This window comes from Hymenobacter cellulosilyticus (assembly GCF_022919215.1).
In the GTDB taxonomy this organism is placed as follows: Bacteria; Bacteroidota; Bacteroidia; order Cytophagales; family Hymenobacteraceae; genus Hymenobacter; species Hymenobacter cellulosilyticus.
The window spans coordinates 198,072-213,777 of sequence record NZ_CP095046.1 but is presented as its reverse complement, the minus strand read 5'-3'; the positions used below and the strand labels follow the sequence as shown (position 1 = coordinate 213,777).

The 15,706-nt window shown below is 60.2% G+C and carries 13 protein-coding genes, 1 pseudogene and 1 riboswitch; of the genes and pseudogenes, 8 read left to right on the top strand and 6 right to left on the bottom strand.

Annotated features, from left to right (window positions below):
- The first annotated feature begins 21 nt into the window (after positions 1–21).
- The 4 genes from MUN79_RS01075 (at position 22) to MUN79_RS01060 (ending at position 4,405) form a co-directional block, all read left to right on the top strand.
- Positions 22–1,158 carry an endonuclease/exonuclease/phosphatase family protein gene (locus MUN79_RS01075; RefSeq protein WP_244675980.1) on the top strand — a complete coding sequence of 379 codons (1,137 nt, stop codon included), beginning with the start codon at positions 22–24 and terminating at the stop codon, positions 1,156–1,158.
- 237 nt (positions 1,159–1,395) lie between these two features.
- Positions 1,396–2,898: a cysteine--tRNA ligase gene (gene cysS / locus MUN79_RS01070; protein WP_244675979.1), complete on the top strand. Its 1,503-nt coding sequence runs from the start codon at positions 1,396–1,398 to the stop codon at positions 2,896–2,898.
- A complete protein-coding gene (locus MUN79_RS01065) occupies positions 2,888–3,913 on the top strand; it encodes a M28 family peptidase (RefSeq protein ID WP_244675978.1) in 1,026 nt (341 codons plus the stop codon). Before cysS ends, MUN79_RS01065 begins: the two co-directional genes overlap by 11 nt.
- An 84-nt stretch (positions 3,914–3,997) precedes the next feature.
- Complete coding sequence (locus tag MUN79_RS01060; protein ID WP_244675977.1) at positions 3,998–4,405, top strand: hypothetical protein; 408 nt, start codon at positions 3,998–4,000, stop codon at positions 4,403–4,405.
- 23 nt (positions 4,406–4,428) lie between these two features.
- Here the strand turns inward: MUN79_RS01060 and MUN79_RS01055 are convergent, their stop codons facing one another.
- On the bottom strand, positions 4,429–4,950 hold the full coding sequence (locus MUN79_RS01055; protein WP_244675976.1) for a GNAT family N-acetyltransferase: 522 nt from the start codon (positions 4,948–4,950) through the stop codon (positions 4,429–4,431).
- A gap of 13 nt (positions 4,951–4,963) precedes the next feature.
- Positions 4,964–5,866, bottom strand: a complete 903-nt coding sequence (locus tag MUN79_RS01050; protein ID WP_244675975.1) for a S66 peptidase family protein — start codon at positions 5,864–5,866, stop codon at positions 4,964–4,966.
- Positions 5,867–6,048: 182 nt separating this feature from the next.
- On the opposite strand from MUN79_RS01050, the gene MUN79_RS01045 reads away from it, so the two are divergent.
- Positions 6,049–7,275, top strand: coding sequence for an alpha/beta hydrolase (locus MUN79_RS01045; protein ID WP_244675974.1), 1,227 nt, complete (start codon positions 6,049–6,051; stop codon positions 7,273–7,275).
- 78 nt (positions 7,276–7,353) lie between these two features.
- On the opposite strand, the gene MUN79_RS01040 is transcribed toward MUN79_RS01045, so the two are convergent.
- From MUN79_RS01040 to MUN79_RS01025, 4 genes and pseudogenes are all read right to left on the bottom strand, one after another.
- On the bottom strand, positions 7,354–8,643 hold the full coding sequence (locus MUN79_RS01040) for a homoserine dehydrogenase (protein ID WP_244675973.1): 1,290 nt from the start codon (positions 8,641–8,643) through the stop codon (positions 7,354–7,356).
- Positions 8,621–9,634 carry a homoserine O-acetyltransferase family protein gene (locus MUN79_RS01035; protein ID WP_244675972.1) on the bottom strand — a complete coding sequence of 338 codons (1,014 nt, stop codon included), beginning with the start codon at positions 9,632–9,634 and terminating at the stop codon, positions 8,621–8,623. Before MUN79_RS01035 ends, MUN79_RS01040 begins: the two co-directional genes overlap by 23 nt.
- A 281-nt stretch (positions 9,635–9,915) precedes the next feature.
- Positions 9,916–11,299, bottom strand: a pseudogene (locus tag MUN79_RS01030) (O-acetylhomoserine aminocarboxypropyltransferase/cysteine synthase family protein).
- Between the two features lie 381 nt (positions 11,300–11,680).
- A riboswitch (SAM riboswitch) is annotated at positions 11,681–11,793 on the bottom strand.
- Positions 11,794–11,968: 175 nt separating this feature from the next.
- Positions 11,969–12,277: a LysM peptidoglycan-binding domain-containing protein gene (locus MUN79_RS01025; protein WP_244675971.1), complete on the bottom strand. Its 309-nt coding sequence runs from the start codon at positions 12,275–12,277 to the stop codon at positions 11,969–11,971.
- A 224-nt stretch (positions 12,278–12,501) separates the two neighbouring features.
- Between MUN79_RS01025 and MUN79_RS01020 the strand changes: the two genes are divergently transcribed.
- The 3 genes from MUN79_RS01020 (at position 12,502) to MUN79_RS01010 (ending at position 15,695) form a co-directional block, all read left to right on the top strand.
- Positions 12,502–12,846: a hypothetical protein gene (locus MUN79_RS01020; protein WP_244675970.1), complete on the top strand. Its 345-nt coding sequence runs from the start codon at positions 12,502–12,504 to the stop codon at positions 12,844–12,846.
- A 251-nt stretch (positions 12,847–13,097) separates the two neighbouring features.
- Positions 13,098–14,216, top strand: a complete 1,119-nt coding sequence (locus MUN79_RS01015; protein WP_244675969.1) for an erythromycin esterase family protein — start codon at positions 13,098–13,100, stop codon at positions 14,214–14,216.
- A 183-nt stretch (positions 14,217–14,399) separates the two neighbouring features.
- Positions 14,400–15,695, top strand: a complete 1,296-nt coding sequence (locus MUN79_RS01010) for a carboxypeptidase-like regulatory domain-containing protein (RefSeq protein WP_244675968.1) — start codon at positions 14,400–14,402, stop codon at positions 15,693–15,695.
- The last annotated feature ends 11 nt before the right edge of the window (positions 15,696–15,706 follow it).

Below are 15,706 nucleotides of genomic sequence, written 5' to 3'. Positions count from 1 at the left end.
CCCGCCTAGGGGTTCTCGATTGTGCGCCGTTCCTTTGCCTTTAAATGTACCCTGCTCGTCATTGCGTGGCTGCTGCTAGCCATTGCCTGCGTGCAGATTCCGTCCCGCGTGTTCTGGCCCGCCTCCTTTGGGGCCCTCACGCTGCCCGTGGCCCTGGGTCTGAACGTGGCTGCCGTGGGCTACTGGCTGCTGCGCAACTGGCGCGTGGCTGCCCTGCCGGCCCTGGTGGCCGTGCTAACCTGGCCCCACTTTCAGCGCGGACTAGCCCTGCACCCGGCCCGGCTGGCTTCTATGCGCAGCGCCCCCAAACCCACCGACCAAACGGTGCGGCTGGTTAGTGCCAACGTGCGCATCTTCAACGTGTATCCGCAGCTGCGCGAGAAAGACCCCAGGGCCCCGGCCCAGTTTATTAAGTGGCTGGCCGATAACCCGGCCGACGTGCTTTGCCTGCAGGAGTTCTACAACGAGCCGGCCGGCGGGCGCAGCAGCGAGGGCCGCCTGTTTCGCAGCGTCGACCAGATCGGCAAGCAGGCCGGGCGGCAGGCTTTCGTGTCCAAAACGCTGACCAACGCGGCCGGAGCCGAGTTTGGCATGGCCATCTTCTCCCGCTTTCCCATCGTGGGGCGGGGCACCATTCCCTTCGACCGGCTCACCCAGAACCACGCCATGTACGCCGACCTGCGCCTGCCCTCCGGCGACACAATTCGGGTCTACAACTTCCACCTGCAAAGCATGAGCATGGATGAGAAGGATATCGTGGACAGCTACTCCAGCAAGGACGGGCTGAAGAAAAAAGGTCTGGGTCTGATGCGCCGCTTCAAGCGCGGCCTGGTGGCCCGTAGCGTGCAGGTCGATACGCTGATTCAGCGCTTCGAGCGGTGCCGCTACCCCATGCTGCTCTGCGCCGACCTCAACGACCTGCCCTATAGCTACAGCTACGACCAACTGGCCGACCATTTTCAGAACGCCTGGGCCACCGTGGGCAACGGGGTGGGCGCCACTTACAACGGCGCTCTGCCCTTCGTGCGCATCGACAACCAGTTTGCCAGTCCGCAGTGGCAGGTGGAAGAGTTTGGCGTGAATTACGACATTCCATACTCCGACCATTTTCCAACTTCGGCCACGTATCGGCTGCTGGTCCCGACAGCGCAACAGTAGGCGGATGTACTGCTAATGGAACCTCTTGTGCTGCTCAGTGAACTTTTTGTACTGCCAAAACGGGTTTATGTACCGTTTTTGTGCTGAATAGGGGCAAGCCGGCTGGTATTAGGCGGCTAATAAGTTGGCGGCACTCCAAAACAGATGCCGGGTCGTTTGTTTACTGCCCGGAATCTGCCTGATAATCCTAAGTAATTCGCGCCGGGCTCACCCGCCAAATCTTGCTACTTTTGCCCCATGGAGCACCCGCTTTCCCTTTACAATACCCTTACCCGTCGCAAAGACCAGTTCGTACCCGTCAACGCGCCCTTCGCGGGTGTTTACCTCTGCGGCCCGACGGTGTATAGCGAGGCCCACCTGGGCAACGCCCGCGGCCCGGTCGTGTTCGATGTGCTGACCCGCTACCTGCGCCACCTGGGCTACACCGTGCGCTACGTGCGCAACGTAACCGACGTGGGCCACCTGGAAAGCGACGCCGACGAAGGCGAAGACAAGATGGCCAAGGCCGCCCGCGCCCAGCGCAAGGAGCCCATGCAGATTGCCCAGCACTATACCAATCTGTACCGCCAGAATATGCTGGCTCTGGGCTGCCTGCCGCCCGATATTGAGCCTCAGGCTAGCGGCCACATCACCGAGCAAATTACGATGGTGGAGGAAATCATCGAGAACGGCTTTGGCTACGAGGTCAACGGCTCGGTGTACTTCGACGTGCCCCGATACAACGCCGAGCGGGAGCGGTACGGCAAGCTCTCCAACCGCAGCATTGAAGACCAGCTGGCCGGCACCCGCGACACCCTGGCCGGGCAGGACGAGAAGCGCAGCCCCCTGGATTTTGCCATCTGGAAAAAGGCCGCGCCCGAGCACATCATGCGTTGGCCTTCGCCCTGGGGCGAGGGGTTCCCGGGCTGGCACCTGGAGTGCTCGGCCATGAGCCGCAAGTACCTGGGCCAGCTCTCCGACATCCACGGCGGCGGCCTGGATTTGATGTTTCCGCACCACGAGTGCGAAATAGCCCAGTGCCAAGGCAGCCACACCCACACCGATGAGTCGCGTTTCTGGGTGCACAACAACATGATAACCGTGGACGGCACCAAGATGAGCAAGAGCCTAGGCAATTTCGTGCTGCTGGGCGAAATGTTCAAGGGGCCCACGGCCACGCTCACCCAGGCCTACTCGCCCATGGTGGTGCGCTTTTTCCTGCTGCAGGCCCACTACCGCAGCCCCGTGGATGTCAGCGACGCCGCCCTGCAGGCCGCCCGCAAAGGCTACCGCAAGCTGATGAACGGCCTGCGCCTGCTCGAGAAGCTGCAGCTGCCCGAAGGTGCCGAGCGTGCCACCGACACGGAGAAAGCCGACGCCGAGCTACGCAAGCTGGTGGCCGACGTTTTCGTAGGCTTCAACGATGATCTGAACACGGCCCGGGCCCTGGCCAGCCTGTTTAATCTGCTGCGCAAGTTCAACGGCTTTTTCGCCAACCCGGCCACGCTGGGCACCGTGAGCGAAGCCGCTTTGCAGGAAGCCCTGCAGGCCTACCGTACCGTGGTAACCGATATTCTGGGCCTGCAAGACGAGCCCCGCGCCAACACCGAGCAGCTGCTGGAGCTGACCCTGGGCTTCTACCAGGAAGCCAAAACGGCCAAAGCCTACGACAAGGTCGACCAGATCCGGGCGGCGCTGAAAGAGCAGGGCATTGTGATTAAAGACTTAAAAACCGGCATTGACTGGGCTTATGAAGAATAATCGAATTGGGTGGGCATTGACCGTCGCAGCCGGAATGCTGCTGGCCAGCTGCGGCACCGACAAGAAGGAAACGACCACGACGGCCGCTCCGGAAGTAGCCAAAGGTCCAGCGGCCCCGGCGTTCAATGCCGACTCGGCGTACGCCTTTACGGCCAAGCAAGTGGCCTTTGGCCCCCGTGTGCCCAACACCAAAGCCCACGTAGCTACCGGCGACTGGCTGGTGCAGGAGTTCAAGAGCTACGGCCTGACGGTAAAGGAGCAGCAGTTTGAGGTTATGGCCTTCGATGGTAAGATGCTCCGCTCGCGCAACATTATTGCGCAGTTTGACCCCACCGTGGCCCGGCGCGTAGCCGTATTTGCGCACTGGGACACCCGCCCCTTCGCCGATAAGGACAAGGAGAAAAAGAATGCTCCGCTTGATGGTGCTTCCGACGGAGCCAGCGGCGTGGCAATTGCCCTGGAAATGGCCCGCCTGCTCAGCCAGCAACCCGCCAATCAGCGGCCCGCCGTCGGGGTCGACTTCATCCTGTTCGACTCGGAAGACTACGGCTACGATTCCTCCACGCAGAGCGACCTGAAAGACCAGCTGGCTGCCCAGGGCAAAGACAGCTGGTGCCTGGGTTCCCAGTACTGGTCCAAAAACCTGGTGCCGACCGGCTACAAGCCCAGCTACGGCATTTTGCTGGACATGGTGGGAGCCAAGAACGCCAAGTTCAGCCGCGAGGAAACTTCCCGACAGTACGCCCGCGACGTGGTAGACAAAGTGTGGAACACCGGCGCTCAGCTCGGCTATTCCGACTTCTTCCTATTCCAGGACAGTCCGGGCATCGACGATGACCACGTTTACACCAATCAGGCCGGGGTGCGCACCGTTGATATCATCGACCACCTGCCCGTGGGCGACGAGTACTTCCCGCCCTACCACCACACCACGCAGGACAACATGAGCGTGATTGACAAGCGGACCCTGAAAGCGGTGGGCCAGACCGTGCTGCAAACCATTTACAACGAGTAAAGCCTTATCTGCGCCCGCTCGTGCGAACCCGCCCGGCATCTTCTTGCGTAAGATGTCGGGCGTATTTGTGTGGGAGGAACCGAGATGAAAAACGAGTGGGATTTGCTGGCCTTGGTAGAGCAGGCGCTGGGAGCCGGGCAGCAGCTGATTGAATTTCCCTACGTCACGCAGTGGCTGGTGGAGCCCGATGGCAGCCCCGGTCGGGTGCGGGATGCCTTAGGCCGGGAGTACGAAATCGGGCCAGACTTTCTCAGTGGGGTAGTGCCGGCCTTGCGGGCTGCCCGCATTTCCTTTGGGTTCGACAACTGGGTGCGGGTGCTCAGCTTTGGCCCTGGCCTGCCCCCAACTCCGCGGCGCTACCAGGCCAGCGGAAAAGAAGTAGCCGTGTGGGACCTGACGCCCGACGGGCCGGCCCAGCTGGTAGCGCTGCTCATTACCTCATCCCATGCCGCCGGCGCCCCAGAGCTGCCCACCAGCACGGACCCGCAGTAACGAATGACTGTGGCCGGGGTGCACTAGCGCAGTAGCTTGTAGTAGATAACCGTGGCGTGCAGCTCGCCCGAAGAGCTGCGGGCAAAGTCGGGAATGACGCCGCCGGCCACGTAGCCAAGGCGTTGGTAGAGCTGCTCGGACGGGTCGTGCTGGCGGGTGTCCAGAAGCAGGGTGGTGCGCTGGCGCTGCCGGGCTTTTTCCTCCACGGCTTCCAGCAGCCGGCGCGCTATGCCCTGGCGCCGGGCTTGGGTGTGCACCATCACCTTGCAAACTTCCGCCCGGTGCAGGCCGTTGCTTTTGGTAGCCAGATCCAGCTGGGTAGTGCCCAGCAGCTGGCCGTTGTCGTCGGCCACGAGCAGAATCCGGTTGCCCTCAGCCACGGCCTCCGCTACTTCCTGCCAATAGGCCTCCAGCTCACCGGGGGCCGTAGGAGCCAGGAACCCCAGGGCCGCACCCGAATCCAAGGCATCCTGAAACAAGGCCGTCAGCGCTGGAATCTGAGCCTGGGCTTCGGCAGCGGTAAGTTCTCGAATAATGAGGCTCATCGGTAAATAGCGGTTAGCAGTAGCTGAGTTCGGTGCCCTGGCTGCTCACGGTTAACCGGGCCGGGCGGCCGCAGATCAGCGCCATGTTCTGGGGCTCATGCCCTACGGGAAAGCCATAGGCCACCGGAAAACCATATTTGTTGGCGTAGGTAGCAATGATTTCGTAGGCGGTCTGCCCGAAGGGAACAGCGTTGTCCTGGGAGTCGGTGAAATGGCCTACTACCAGCCCTGCCAGGTTCTGGAGCTTACCGGTCCGGTCCAGATGCACCATCATCCGGTCAATGTTCATCAGGTACTCGGCCACGTCTTCCACGAACAGAATGCGCCCGGCGGTAGGGCAGTCGGAGGCGGTGCCGGTCAGGTTTTGCAGCAGCGTCAGGTTGCCGCCAATCAGCTCCCCGGAGTCCGTACCCGGGCGGTTGAGTGGGTGTGGGGCCACAGCATACGTCAACGCTTCACCAAACAAGGCTCGATGCAGGCTTTCCAAAGATTCTTCTCCGCCGGCTTGATTGAAAATAAAGGGCATCACGCCGTGGATACTTTCGTAGCCCATCTTGAGCAAGTGGCAGTGCAGGGCGGTAATGTCGCTGAAGCCGGCAATCCACTTGGGGTGCTGCACGAAGCCAGTAAAGTCGAGCTGGTCGATGATACGGGTGGTGCCGTAGCCGCCGCGGGCACAGAAAATAGCCCGGATATCGGGTGCGTCAAGCTGCTGCTGCAAGTCGCGGCGCCGTAGCTCATCATCCCCAGCAAACTGGTGGTGTACTGCCGTCGTCGACTCGCCCAGCACTACCTCCAGCTGCCAGCCGCGCAGAATGTCCACGGCGGCAGCCATTTCCTCGGCCGACACTTTGCGGGCCGTGCTGACAATGGCTACCCGGTCGTGGGGCCGCAGGGAGGGAGGAGTAATGGGCATACGCGAAGAGGCTAAGAGAACAGGGCAAACCTACTCAACGCGGCGCGCCGGCCCAAGCGCCGGGCCCTGGGTTGAGAATGATTCCTGCAATCCGCCCGAGAAAAGCGTATAAATCAGCTGTAAAGAACAACTTTGCCTTCTCGGGCCTCGTCCTAGTAGCTCGTATCTACTTGTTTATCCGTATGAAAAAACTTCTCCTCTTTCTCTTCCTGGCTATAGCTGGATTGTCGCAGGCCCGGGCTCAAGCCCAGATTGACACTACCCGCGGCCGGTACCATCAGCCCATCTTCCCCACGCTGAATACCTATACCAACGTCGTATTTGGCTCGGCCCTCAACTACCTGGGCAACCGCCAGACGCTGACGATGAACATCTACGAGCCGGCCGGTGACACCGTGCGCCGCCGGCCGCTGCTGGTGTTTGCCCACGGCGGTGGCTTTATTGGGGGCACCAAAAATGACCAGGACGTAACCGAGCTCTGCCAGCGCTACGCCCGCCTGGGCTACGTTACGGCCAGCATCGACTACCGCACCCTGTTTGTGCCCTTCGATACCCTAAACATTGCCCGGGCCTCCATTCGCGCCATGCAGGACATGCGGGCGGCGGTGCGCTTTTTCCGTCAGGATGCGGCCACCAGCAAAACCTACCGGATTCATCCCGGCTATATTTTCGCCGCGGGCAGCTCCGCCGGGGCTTTTATGGCTCTGCAGCTGGCCTACCTAGATAAAGCCAGTGAAGTGCCAGCCTACCTGGAGATAGACCAGCTCGGCGGCCTCGAAGGCAACAGCGGTAACGCCGGCTACTCCAGCGCAGTGCGTGGCGTGGTAAACCTGTGCGGCGCCCTGGGCCGCCCCCAGTGGATTGAGCCCGGCAACGTGCCCTTCGTGAGCATGCACGGCACCGGCGACGGCACCGTGCCTTACGGCAAAGGAACCATAGGCAGCGGGTTGCCGCCCCAGCTGGTGTACGGTAGCGGCGCCCTCAAACCCCGCGCCGATGCGGTGGGCGTACCCAATCCGCTGTACACGTTTAAAGGGGCCGGCCACGTGCCCTACAGCGGCACCAGCGCCCGGAACTTGGCCTATATGGACACCACCTTCCGCTTCGTACGCGACTTTCTGCGGCCCATTCTGCGCCAGCCCGGCACCGTAACGGCCAGCCGTTCCTCTGCCACTTTAGCTGCTATGCAGCTGTATCCGCAGCCGGCCGTAGCCGAGGTACGCCTCACGGCCGCTACCGGCGTGGCATTCCAGGCCCGCACACTGGAGCTGCTCGATGCTACTGGCCAGGTGGTGCGTCGTTTCCGCTGGGAGCAGCCTGAGCAGCTGGTTCGCCGCGGAAGCCTCTCGCCCGGCCTCTACTTTTTGCGGGGCGCGGGACTGACTCCGCAGCGAGTGGTATTTGAGTAAATATGACCATGTTTTCAACGAAAAAGCCTTGCTCCACGACAGAGCAAGGCTTTTTCGTTACTCACTAAAATCAGCAGGCTACTCACTGACGGCCAATGCCAGGTCCTCGACCGGGTGTGTGGCGGGCCGCACGTTGCCGGTACGGGCTACAAAGGCCCCGGCCTTGCGCAGCCGGTCCCGGTGCTGCAACAGGGCATCGAAGGGGACATAACCCACGATATAGCCGTCCTCGTCGGCTTCCTCGGTGATGTCGGTAAAGCCGAGTTGGTCCAGAATCAGTTCGTCGTCGGTGCGCAGGTAGATTTCAATTTCCAGGTCGGTAGTGTAGGCCAGTGGCGCGGCAGTCAGCTTGGGGTAGGTGTAACGCTGTTGCTGGCGCAGGGCCGCAATATCGGCCAGCACGGCCGAGCCGGTAGGATGGCCGCCCGCGCCCCGGCCCTGCAGAAACTGCGTACCGGCAAACTCGGCCTCGATAACCACGCCGTTAAACTCGTCATCCACAGTGTATAGCGGGGAGGTGCGGTCCACAAACTGCGGGGTAACCAGCACGCTGAGTTGGTTGTCGGGCAGCAGGTACAGGCCGGCCACTACTTTGATCTTCTGTCCCGCCACGGCGGCGTAGGCAATATCGGTGGCGCTGACGTTTTCGATGCCCAGATTCAGAACCTGCTCGGGCTGCAGGAATACGCCATACGCATGCGCCGCCAGAATTACGGCTTTCGAGCGAGGGTCGAAGGCGGCCATGTCCAGTGTGGGGTCGGTTTCAGCAAAGCCTTTGCCCTGAGCTTCGGCCAGCGCTACGGCGTATTCCGAGCCGTCCTGGCCCATGCGCGTCAGCACGTAGTTCGACGAGCCGTTGAAAATACCGCTCACGCTGCGCAGGGGCTCTTGGCCAAAGTAGGAATCGAGGGTGCGGATAACCGGGATGCTGCCGCACACGGCGGCTTCGTACAGCAGGGTACCGCCAAACTCGTGCTGCAAGGCCACCAGCTCGGGCAAGTGCTGCGCTACCATAGCCTTATTGGCCGTGACTACCTGCCGGCCCTGCCGCAGGGCGGTGCTCACCAGCCGGAAAGCTTCCGCCGCATCGTCAATGACTTCGACCAGCACATCCAGCTCGGGGTCGTGTAGCAGCTCCTCGGCCTGGAAGCTGAAGGCGTTGGTGGGCAGCGTGCGGGACTTGGTTGGGTTCTTCACGGCAATGCGTCGAACCTCAGCACCGAAGCCGGGCTGGCGCTGCAGAATATCATAGAGGCCCTGCCCCACGCAGCCAAAGCCGATAAGTCCGATGCGGAGCGGAGCGTTAGCCGTTACCAGGGAAGCGGCAATAGCCGATACGGCTGGGTTAATGGACAAGGCTGGGGACATAGAATTGCTCTAAAAACTGAGTTATCTGAGCGGTTTCAATCAGGAAACCATCGTGGCCGAACTGGGAGTCCATTTCGGCATACGTCGCGCCCGGAATGTGGCGAGCTAGTAGCTGCTGCTCAGCAGGCGGAAACAGCACATCGGAACTGATGCTGAGCACCAGCGTGCGGGCTTTAATCTGGCTGAGGGCATGGGCAATACTGCCCCGGCCCCGGCCCAGATTGTGGGTATCCATCGTGCGCGACAAGGCCACGTAGCTGTAGGCGTTGAAGCGGGCCACGAGCTTATCCCCTTGGTGCTGCTGGTAGGAGCTGGCCCGGAAGTCGTCGAAACGGTCGGGGTCGGTTTCAGCCTGAGTGCGGCCGTAGGCGTCGTAGCTGCGGTAGCTGAGCAGAGCCGTGGCCCGGGCCGCTTTCAGGCCGAGCTGCCCGCCGGTCGGGGTGCCTACGTGGTAAGTAGCATCGGCAAAAATGGCCAGGCGCTGGGCTTCGTTGAAAGCAATTCCCCAGGGAGAATGCTGGGCATTAGTTGCCAGCACGACCAGATTGGTAAATACCTCGGGCTGCTGAATGGCCCATTCCAAGGCCTGCTGCCCACCCAAAGAACCCCCAATCAGGGTGTGGATTCTCGTCAGGTCCAGCTCCAGCCGCAGCGCCTCGTGCGCCGCCGCCAGGTCCCGGATAGTTATCAGCGGAAACTGCTGGTACAAGGGCTCAGCAGCGTCTCCTACGGGCGTGAGCGGACCGGTACTGCCGTAGCACGAGCCCAGGATGTTGGCGCACACGATTAACCAGTCGGCTGGGTCGAAGTAGCAGCCTGGGCCAAACAGGCCATTCCACCAGCTGAGCACGTCAGCGTTGGCCGTCAGGGCGTGGCACACCCATACTACGTTGTCGCGGGCCTCATTCAGGGTGCCGAAAGTGTGGTAGGCTATCTGCACCGGAGCCAGCGTCGCGCCACTTTCGAGCACGAGTCCCGCCGGAAGGTTCAAAAGCCGAGGCTGATTCATGATGCAATAGGTCGGGTTGGGAAGCCTGCCGCCGGAAGCGGTAAGCTTGAATAGCAATACAATAGCGCGCGGGCTGAGCCGGTTGGTCCTCTTGCATCAGTCCCACCCAATGAAGGTAATCTGGACCGAGGCCGGCTCAACCCGGGCTATTGCGGAATGGTCAGGATGATTCCTCTCTCACAACTCCTCATCCTGCCATTCACGGCGCTGCCGTAGCTGAAACGGGTGGTCACTCTCAATTCCCACCCCGTCTCCTCTCTACTTTAGACCTCCAGCGGGGCAGCGTGTTCTACTTCAGGCTGCACCACCGCATCTTCCTCCTCGTCGGAGGTCGTGGGAGCAGCGTTGCGCACGGCGTCGAAGGCCTGAGCCAGATCCGCGCGGATATCTTCGAAATGTTCAATGCCTACCGACAGGCGCAGGGAAGTCGGCGTCACGCCGGCGGCGCGCTGCTCTTCTTCCGAAAGCTGCTGGTGGGTGGTGGCCGAGGGCTGAATAATCAGCGTCTTGGCGTCGCCCACGTTAGCCAGGTGGCTTACCAGCTTCAGGTTGTCGATAAACTGCGTGGCTGTTTCCTTGCTGCCTTTGATGCTGAAGGTCAGCACGCCGCCGTAGCCGCGCTTGAGGTATTTCTGGGCCAAAGCATGGTAAGGGCTGCTTTTCAACCCCGGATAATTTACACTCTCTACCTGTGGGTGCTGCTCGAGCCAGGTGGCAATGCGCAGGGCGTTTTCCACGGTGCGGTCTACCCTCAAACTCAGGGTTTCGAGGCCGATGAGCAGCTGCCAGGAGTTGAAGGGGCTGATGGCCGGGCCAAAGTCGCGCAGGCCTTCTACCCGGGCCCGGATGATAAAGGCGATGTTGCCAAACGGTCCGTTCTTGCCGAATACGTCATTGAAAATGAGGCCGTGGTATCCTTCGGATGGCTCCGTAAACTGCGGAAACTTGCCGTTGCCGAAGTCATACTTGCCACCGTCCACAATCACGCCGCCGATGCTGGTGCCGTGCCCGCCAATCCACTTCGTGGCCGACTCAACCACGATGTGGGCGCCGTGCTCCAGGGGGCGAAACAGGTAGCCACCCGCCCCAAACGTATTGTCCACTACCAGCGGCAAATCGTGCTTTTCGGCAATGGCAGCAATTCGCTCAAAGTCCGGTACACTGAAGCTGGGGTTACCGATGGTTTCGAGGTAGATAGCCTTAGTCTTCTCGTCAATCAGGTCTTCAAACGAGGCTGGGTTGTCGCCGTCGGCAAAGCGCACTTCGATGCCCAGGCGCTTGAAGGCCACTTTAAACTGGTTATAAGTACCACCATACAGGTGGGAGCTGCTCACGAAATTGTCGCCGGCCTGCAGAATGTTGTTTAGGGCAATAAACTGGGCAGCCTGCCCGAGCCCGTAGCCAAAGCTGCCACGCCGCCTTCCAAAGCTGCTACGCGCTGCTCAAACACGTCGGTGGTGGGGTTCATCAGCCGGGTGTAGATGTTGCCAAACTCCTTCAGGGCAAACAGGTTGGCCCCGTGCTCAGCGTTTTTGAACACGTACGAAGTCGTTTGGTAGAGCGGCACGGCGCGGGCTCCGGTTACGGGTCGGGCTGCTGGCCGGCGTGGAGTTGCAGGGTCTCGAATTGCAGGGCTTGCGTGGACATGATAAGGCTGAGTTAGAAAGTCTTTGGAATGAAGTTTCAGATTGTCAGCTGGTTGAGGTCATGGCGACGGCAACCAGGAATACATCCGGAGCCCGCAAAAGGCTGCAACGGAGCCAGGCCAAACCCTGCGACGAAGCGGGCCCGCAAGGGCCGCAAGCGGTGGGGAAGCCTAAAAAAGGAGGGGAGGGGAGAAGCTAGGCGCTCAGGGGCTAGCAACAGCAACAACACGTGGTCCAACAGCACATTCGCATTCGTTCGGCCAGCCGGGCCGAAAACCCAGGGGCAGAAATGCGCAAACCCATCGGCGAAGCAGCCGGCACGGAGGCGGCTGACGCGGACGGGGTAAAGAAAGCGGAAGCAGGGTTGTTTTCCATGGTACTCGACTTATAGCTCCCGCAGGCCTTACGCCATGCGGGCAGGAATTGGCACCTTTCATCAGATGAAGGTTGCCAGCGGGTCAGGGAGCCTGTTCTCTCGCCGCTTCTGTATAAATTCTTTCAAACTGTCCCATCGTTCTGGGAGAGTACCGGGTTGGTGACTGCAAATGTACACCTGGAATTGAAAAGACCAAATTCCGGGGAAAGTTTTTTATTTTTTCCAGAAAATGGACGAAAAAAACGCCGCCCGAAGCTCGGACGGCGTTTCCAACCTTTTTCTGCAAAAAAGGACCTAAAGGGTAGGTAACGTTAGCTGCTGACCCACTTCGATATGGTCGGGGTTAGCGCCAATAATGGCTTTATTTGCTTCGTAAATCTGGTGCCACTTGGAGGCGTCACCGTAGTGGTGCTTGGCAATCTTCGAGAGCGAATCGCCGCTTACCACAGTATAAGAGTCGCCTTTTGCGGCGGTAGGTTGCGCTGCGGGGGCCGCAGCGGCGTTATTATTTCCGAAAAAATCGGTGGCTCCGGCGGCGGGCTTGGCCGCTGGCTGAACCGGTTTTTCTTCGCCTTTATTGCTGAGGAAATCGAACAGTCCCATGGTTATGTGTCGGTTAAGGTGAGGGGAGTAGACGCTACCGCATGTGCCTGACGGCCACGGTATCAGGGCTTAGTACGCCCTCAGGGTAAATTGGTTGTGGCCCGCCAAGCCCAACGCTGCCGGCCCTAACTCTTTGGATTTTGCCCCGTAAGAACCGCAACGCTAGCCGCTATTTGGCGAGCCGGCGCTGTCGTTTTAATCCCTTCTCCAAACCCTTTTCCACCATGAAAACTCTCCCCACTTCCTTTCGCCTGCTCGCCAGCCTGATGATGCTGACTGTTCTGTTCCTGTCTGCCTGTGGTAGCAAGGAAGGCAAAGTTGAAGGCGTCAATATGCTCTACGGTACCGAGAGCAAAGTCTGGAAAACCGATAAAGAGCTCAGCGCCGGCGGCGACAAGGTAAAGCAGACCGACACCCAGGAGGACGAGCGTATCACGTTTTTCGCCAACGGCCAGTACAATATGACTTCGCCGGCCGGAGCCGTAAACGGTAAGTATACCTTCGACCAGCCCGGCAAGAAAATCACGCTGACCCCGACGGTGCCGCTACCAGCAACAGCTTCGACGTAGTAACCCTGACCGACGACAAGCTCACCATGAAAAGCCCCGAAGGTGCTGAGCTGCGCCTCGAAAAGGAATAGTTTTTCGTTCCGCCAATTGTCAAAAGGCCGCTTCCTGCTCCAGGAAGCGGCCTTTTTCGTGCGTCAAATAGTATTGTGAGTCTGCGGCTCTACCTACCTGATCCTGCTTAGTGAGGGCAGGAGCTTACTAAAACCTATTAGATTAGCGCTATATACTCTTTGCGTCGCTTGTCTATAGTCATGTTTTCTATCCTTCGCTGGTTAGCCGTTGGTCTGCTGTATGCGGCGGTGGTTTCTGTTGCTCAGGCCCAACCCTCCTTGTTGGCGCACCCTATTCGTAGTATTAACCCAGCTGATACCAGCTTTGCCGACCTGGAATTCTTAGTACGGGAAATTGGTCCGGCCCAAGTCGTCATGCTGGGGGAGCCAACCCACGGGGAAGGCAACGTAACCGAGGCTAAAATCCGGCTGATACGCTTTTTGCAGCAGCGCCTGGGCTTTACCACCGTAGCTTTCGAAAGCGGCTTTTATGAGCTGGATATGGCCCAGCGCCAGATTACGGGCGGCGCAGCGGTACGGGAAGCTATTGAGTCTAGCGTATTCGGCGTCTGGACGGGCACCCAGGAATTTCAGGCGGTGCTACCGCTGCTGGGCAAAGGTCGGCTGCGCGTGGCCGGCTTCGATTATCAGCTCAGCGGGGCCTACCAGGAAAGCCAGATAGAGGAGTTGGAAGCACTGCTCAAACCCGAGAAAGGAGGCAACGAACTGGCCTATGATTACCTGGAGGAGTGCCTGAGCACGATGGGAGAAAACTTCCTTTTTCCGCCCAGCCACCAGATTCTTATTTTCGATTTGCAGGTAAGCAAGGCGCGCAAGCTGCTGGAAAAAGTAGCGGCCGGACCCAATGCCTCCCGGCGGGAGCGGGCTACATTTTGGTTGCAGAACCTGCGTAGCTTGCAGGCCCTAGCCCACGATTATGCCACTAACGACTCCGGCGTGCGGGATTCTACGGAATGGACGGCTACCACCAGCAACCCCCGCGACGCCCAGATGGCCGATAACCTGCTGTGGTACCTGCGGCAGCACCCGCGGGAAAAAGTAATTTGCTGGGGTGCGTTGGGCCATTTGGCCAATAAGGTGCAGGTTTTGGGGCCTGAGGTAAAGGGTTTTCGCTCTATGGGACAGGCCGTGAAAGCCAAGCTGGGGCCCGAGGCCGTCTACGTGCTGGGTACCCTGGCGGGCGGTGGTAGCCACGGCTTTGGCTCCTGGGGCAAACCGGTGGCGGTGCCCCTCCGGCCTCTGGTACGCTGGAAGCTCAGCTCCTGGCAAAAGGCAACGAGTACAGCTTTGTCAGCCTGAAGCACGATGCCCCAGGGCAGACACTCACTACCTACGCTTTCGAATACAAGCCCTGACCGGACGGTGGAGTGAGGTAGTCGATGGGTTTCTGTTCCTCAAATCGGTGAACCCGCCGCATGCCGCCGTGGCTGGACCGGCAACACGGGAAGCTACACCTGGCCTCCCAGGCTCCGCCCGAACCCGGTGCGTCCCGGCCTGAATCCGGCCCATCGGCCCGCTGGTCCACTGGGCCTGGCTGTTATGCTGACCGGCACGGTGCTCGACCGTAAAACCGGGGCTCCTGTTCCTTTTGCCACGGTAGCGGTGCCCAGCCGCAGTGCCGGAACTGTCTCCGATGCCCAGGGGCGGTTCCGGCTGCCGAGCCGGCAGGGCGAAACCGTGCAGGTCAGCAGCATTGGTTACGAACCGGTTACGCTGGCTGCCCGGTCGGCGGCTCCGCTGGCGGTCCACCTCGTGCCTGCCGCCTTTGCCCTGGCCGATGTACGGGTGAGTGCCCAGTCCCAGGACCCGCGGCGGATTATGAAAAAGGTCATCGGGGCGGCGGCTACCAACTACGAGCGCCAGGATTATACCGCGCAGGTATACACCCGCCGCCGCATTACCAACTTCGACACGTTGCGCAATGAGGTAGAATACGTCAGTGATGTGCTCGACCCGGCTGGTTTCAAAGAATGGGGCGGCGGCTTCCTGATGATGGGGCCCAAACAAACCCATATGGTGCGGGAGAAGCACACGGTAGTACCCGGGCAGGAACCAACCGACTACTCCGTTTACCTGGAGCCTGGGCACGGGTTTTTCACCGCCGGCTCCGACCCCGTGCGGATTTCGCCCCTGTTCAAGTCGGGTACGCTGGGCAAGTACGAGCTGCGGTTAGATAGTATAGAGCAGCGAGGTGGCGAAGCGTTCTATGTGATTCGCTTTGCCGTGAAACGGGCCACGAATCGGGCCACGGGCATGTACCAGGTTAGCGGCTATGCTGGGAAAGTGTATGTGCGCCAGCGCGACTACGCCGTGGTGCGCTACGAGGCCTTGTGGCAGGAAGACACTGTGAAGAACAACGCTATTGCCCGAAAATACCACGGTACCAAAAGCAGCATTGCGCGCCTCTATACTAAGGTTTTCTCTGACCACCGCAAGGCCCACGTGGTCACGTATCAGCAGGGCGCTAATGGGCGTTATCACGTGGCAACCAGCGTGGCGCAAGTGGTTAGTGTCGGTCATGTGTTGGGTGGAAATCCGTTTTATGCGCAGAAATCCTGCGAGGAATATTTCAGTCCGCTGCCCCAGGCCTCCGCTGCCGAACTGCTGGCGGCCAAAGATGACCCAACGCTTCATTGGGGGAAATTTGGCAGGCGTCGAAAACTCCTTACCGGCCGCTGTTCTGGCAAAGCTACCAACGCCCGCAGCCCTTGGAACCGGCGCCGCAACTGGAAGTCAGTAAACCGTAGTACTCATAAGAAAGCCCTTTTCAACGTATGAAAAGGGCTTTC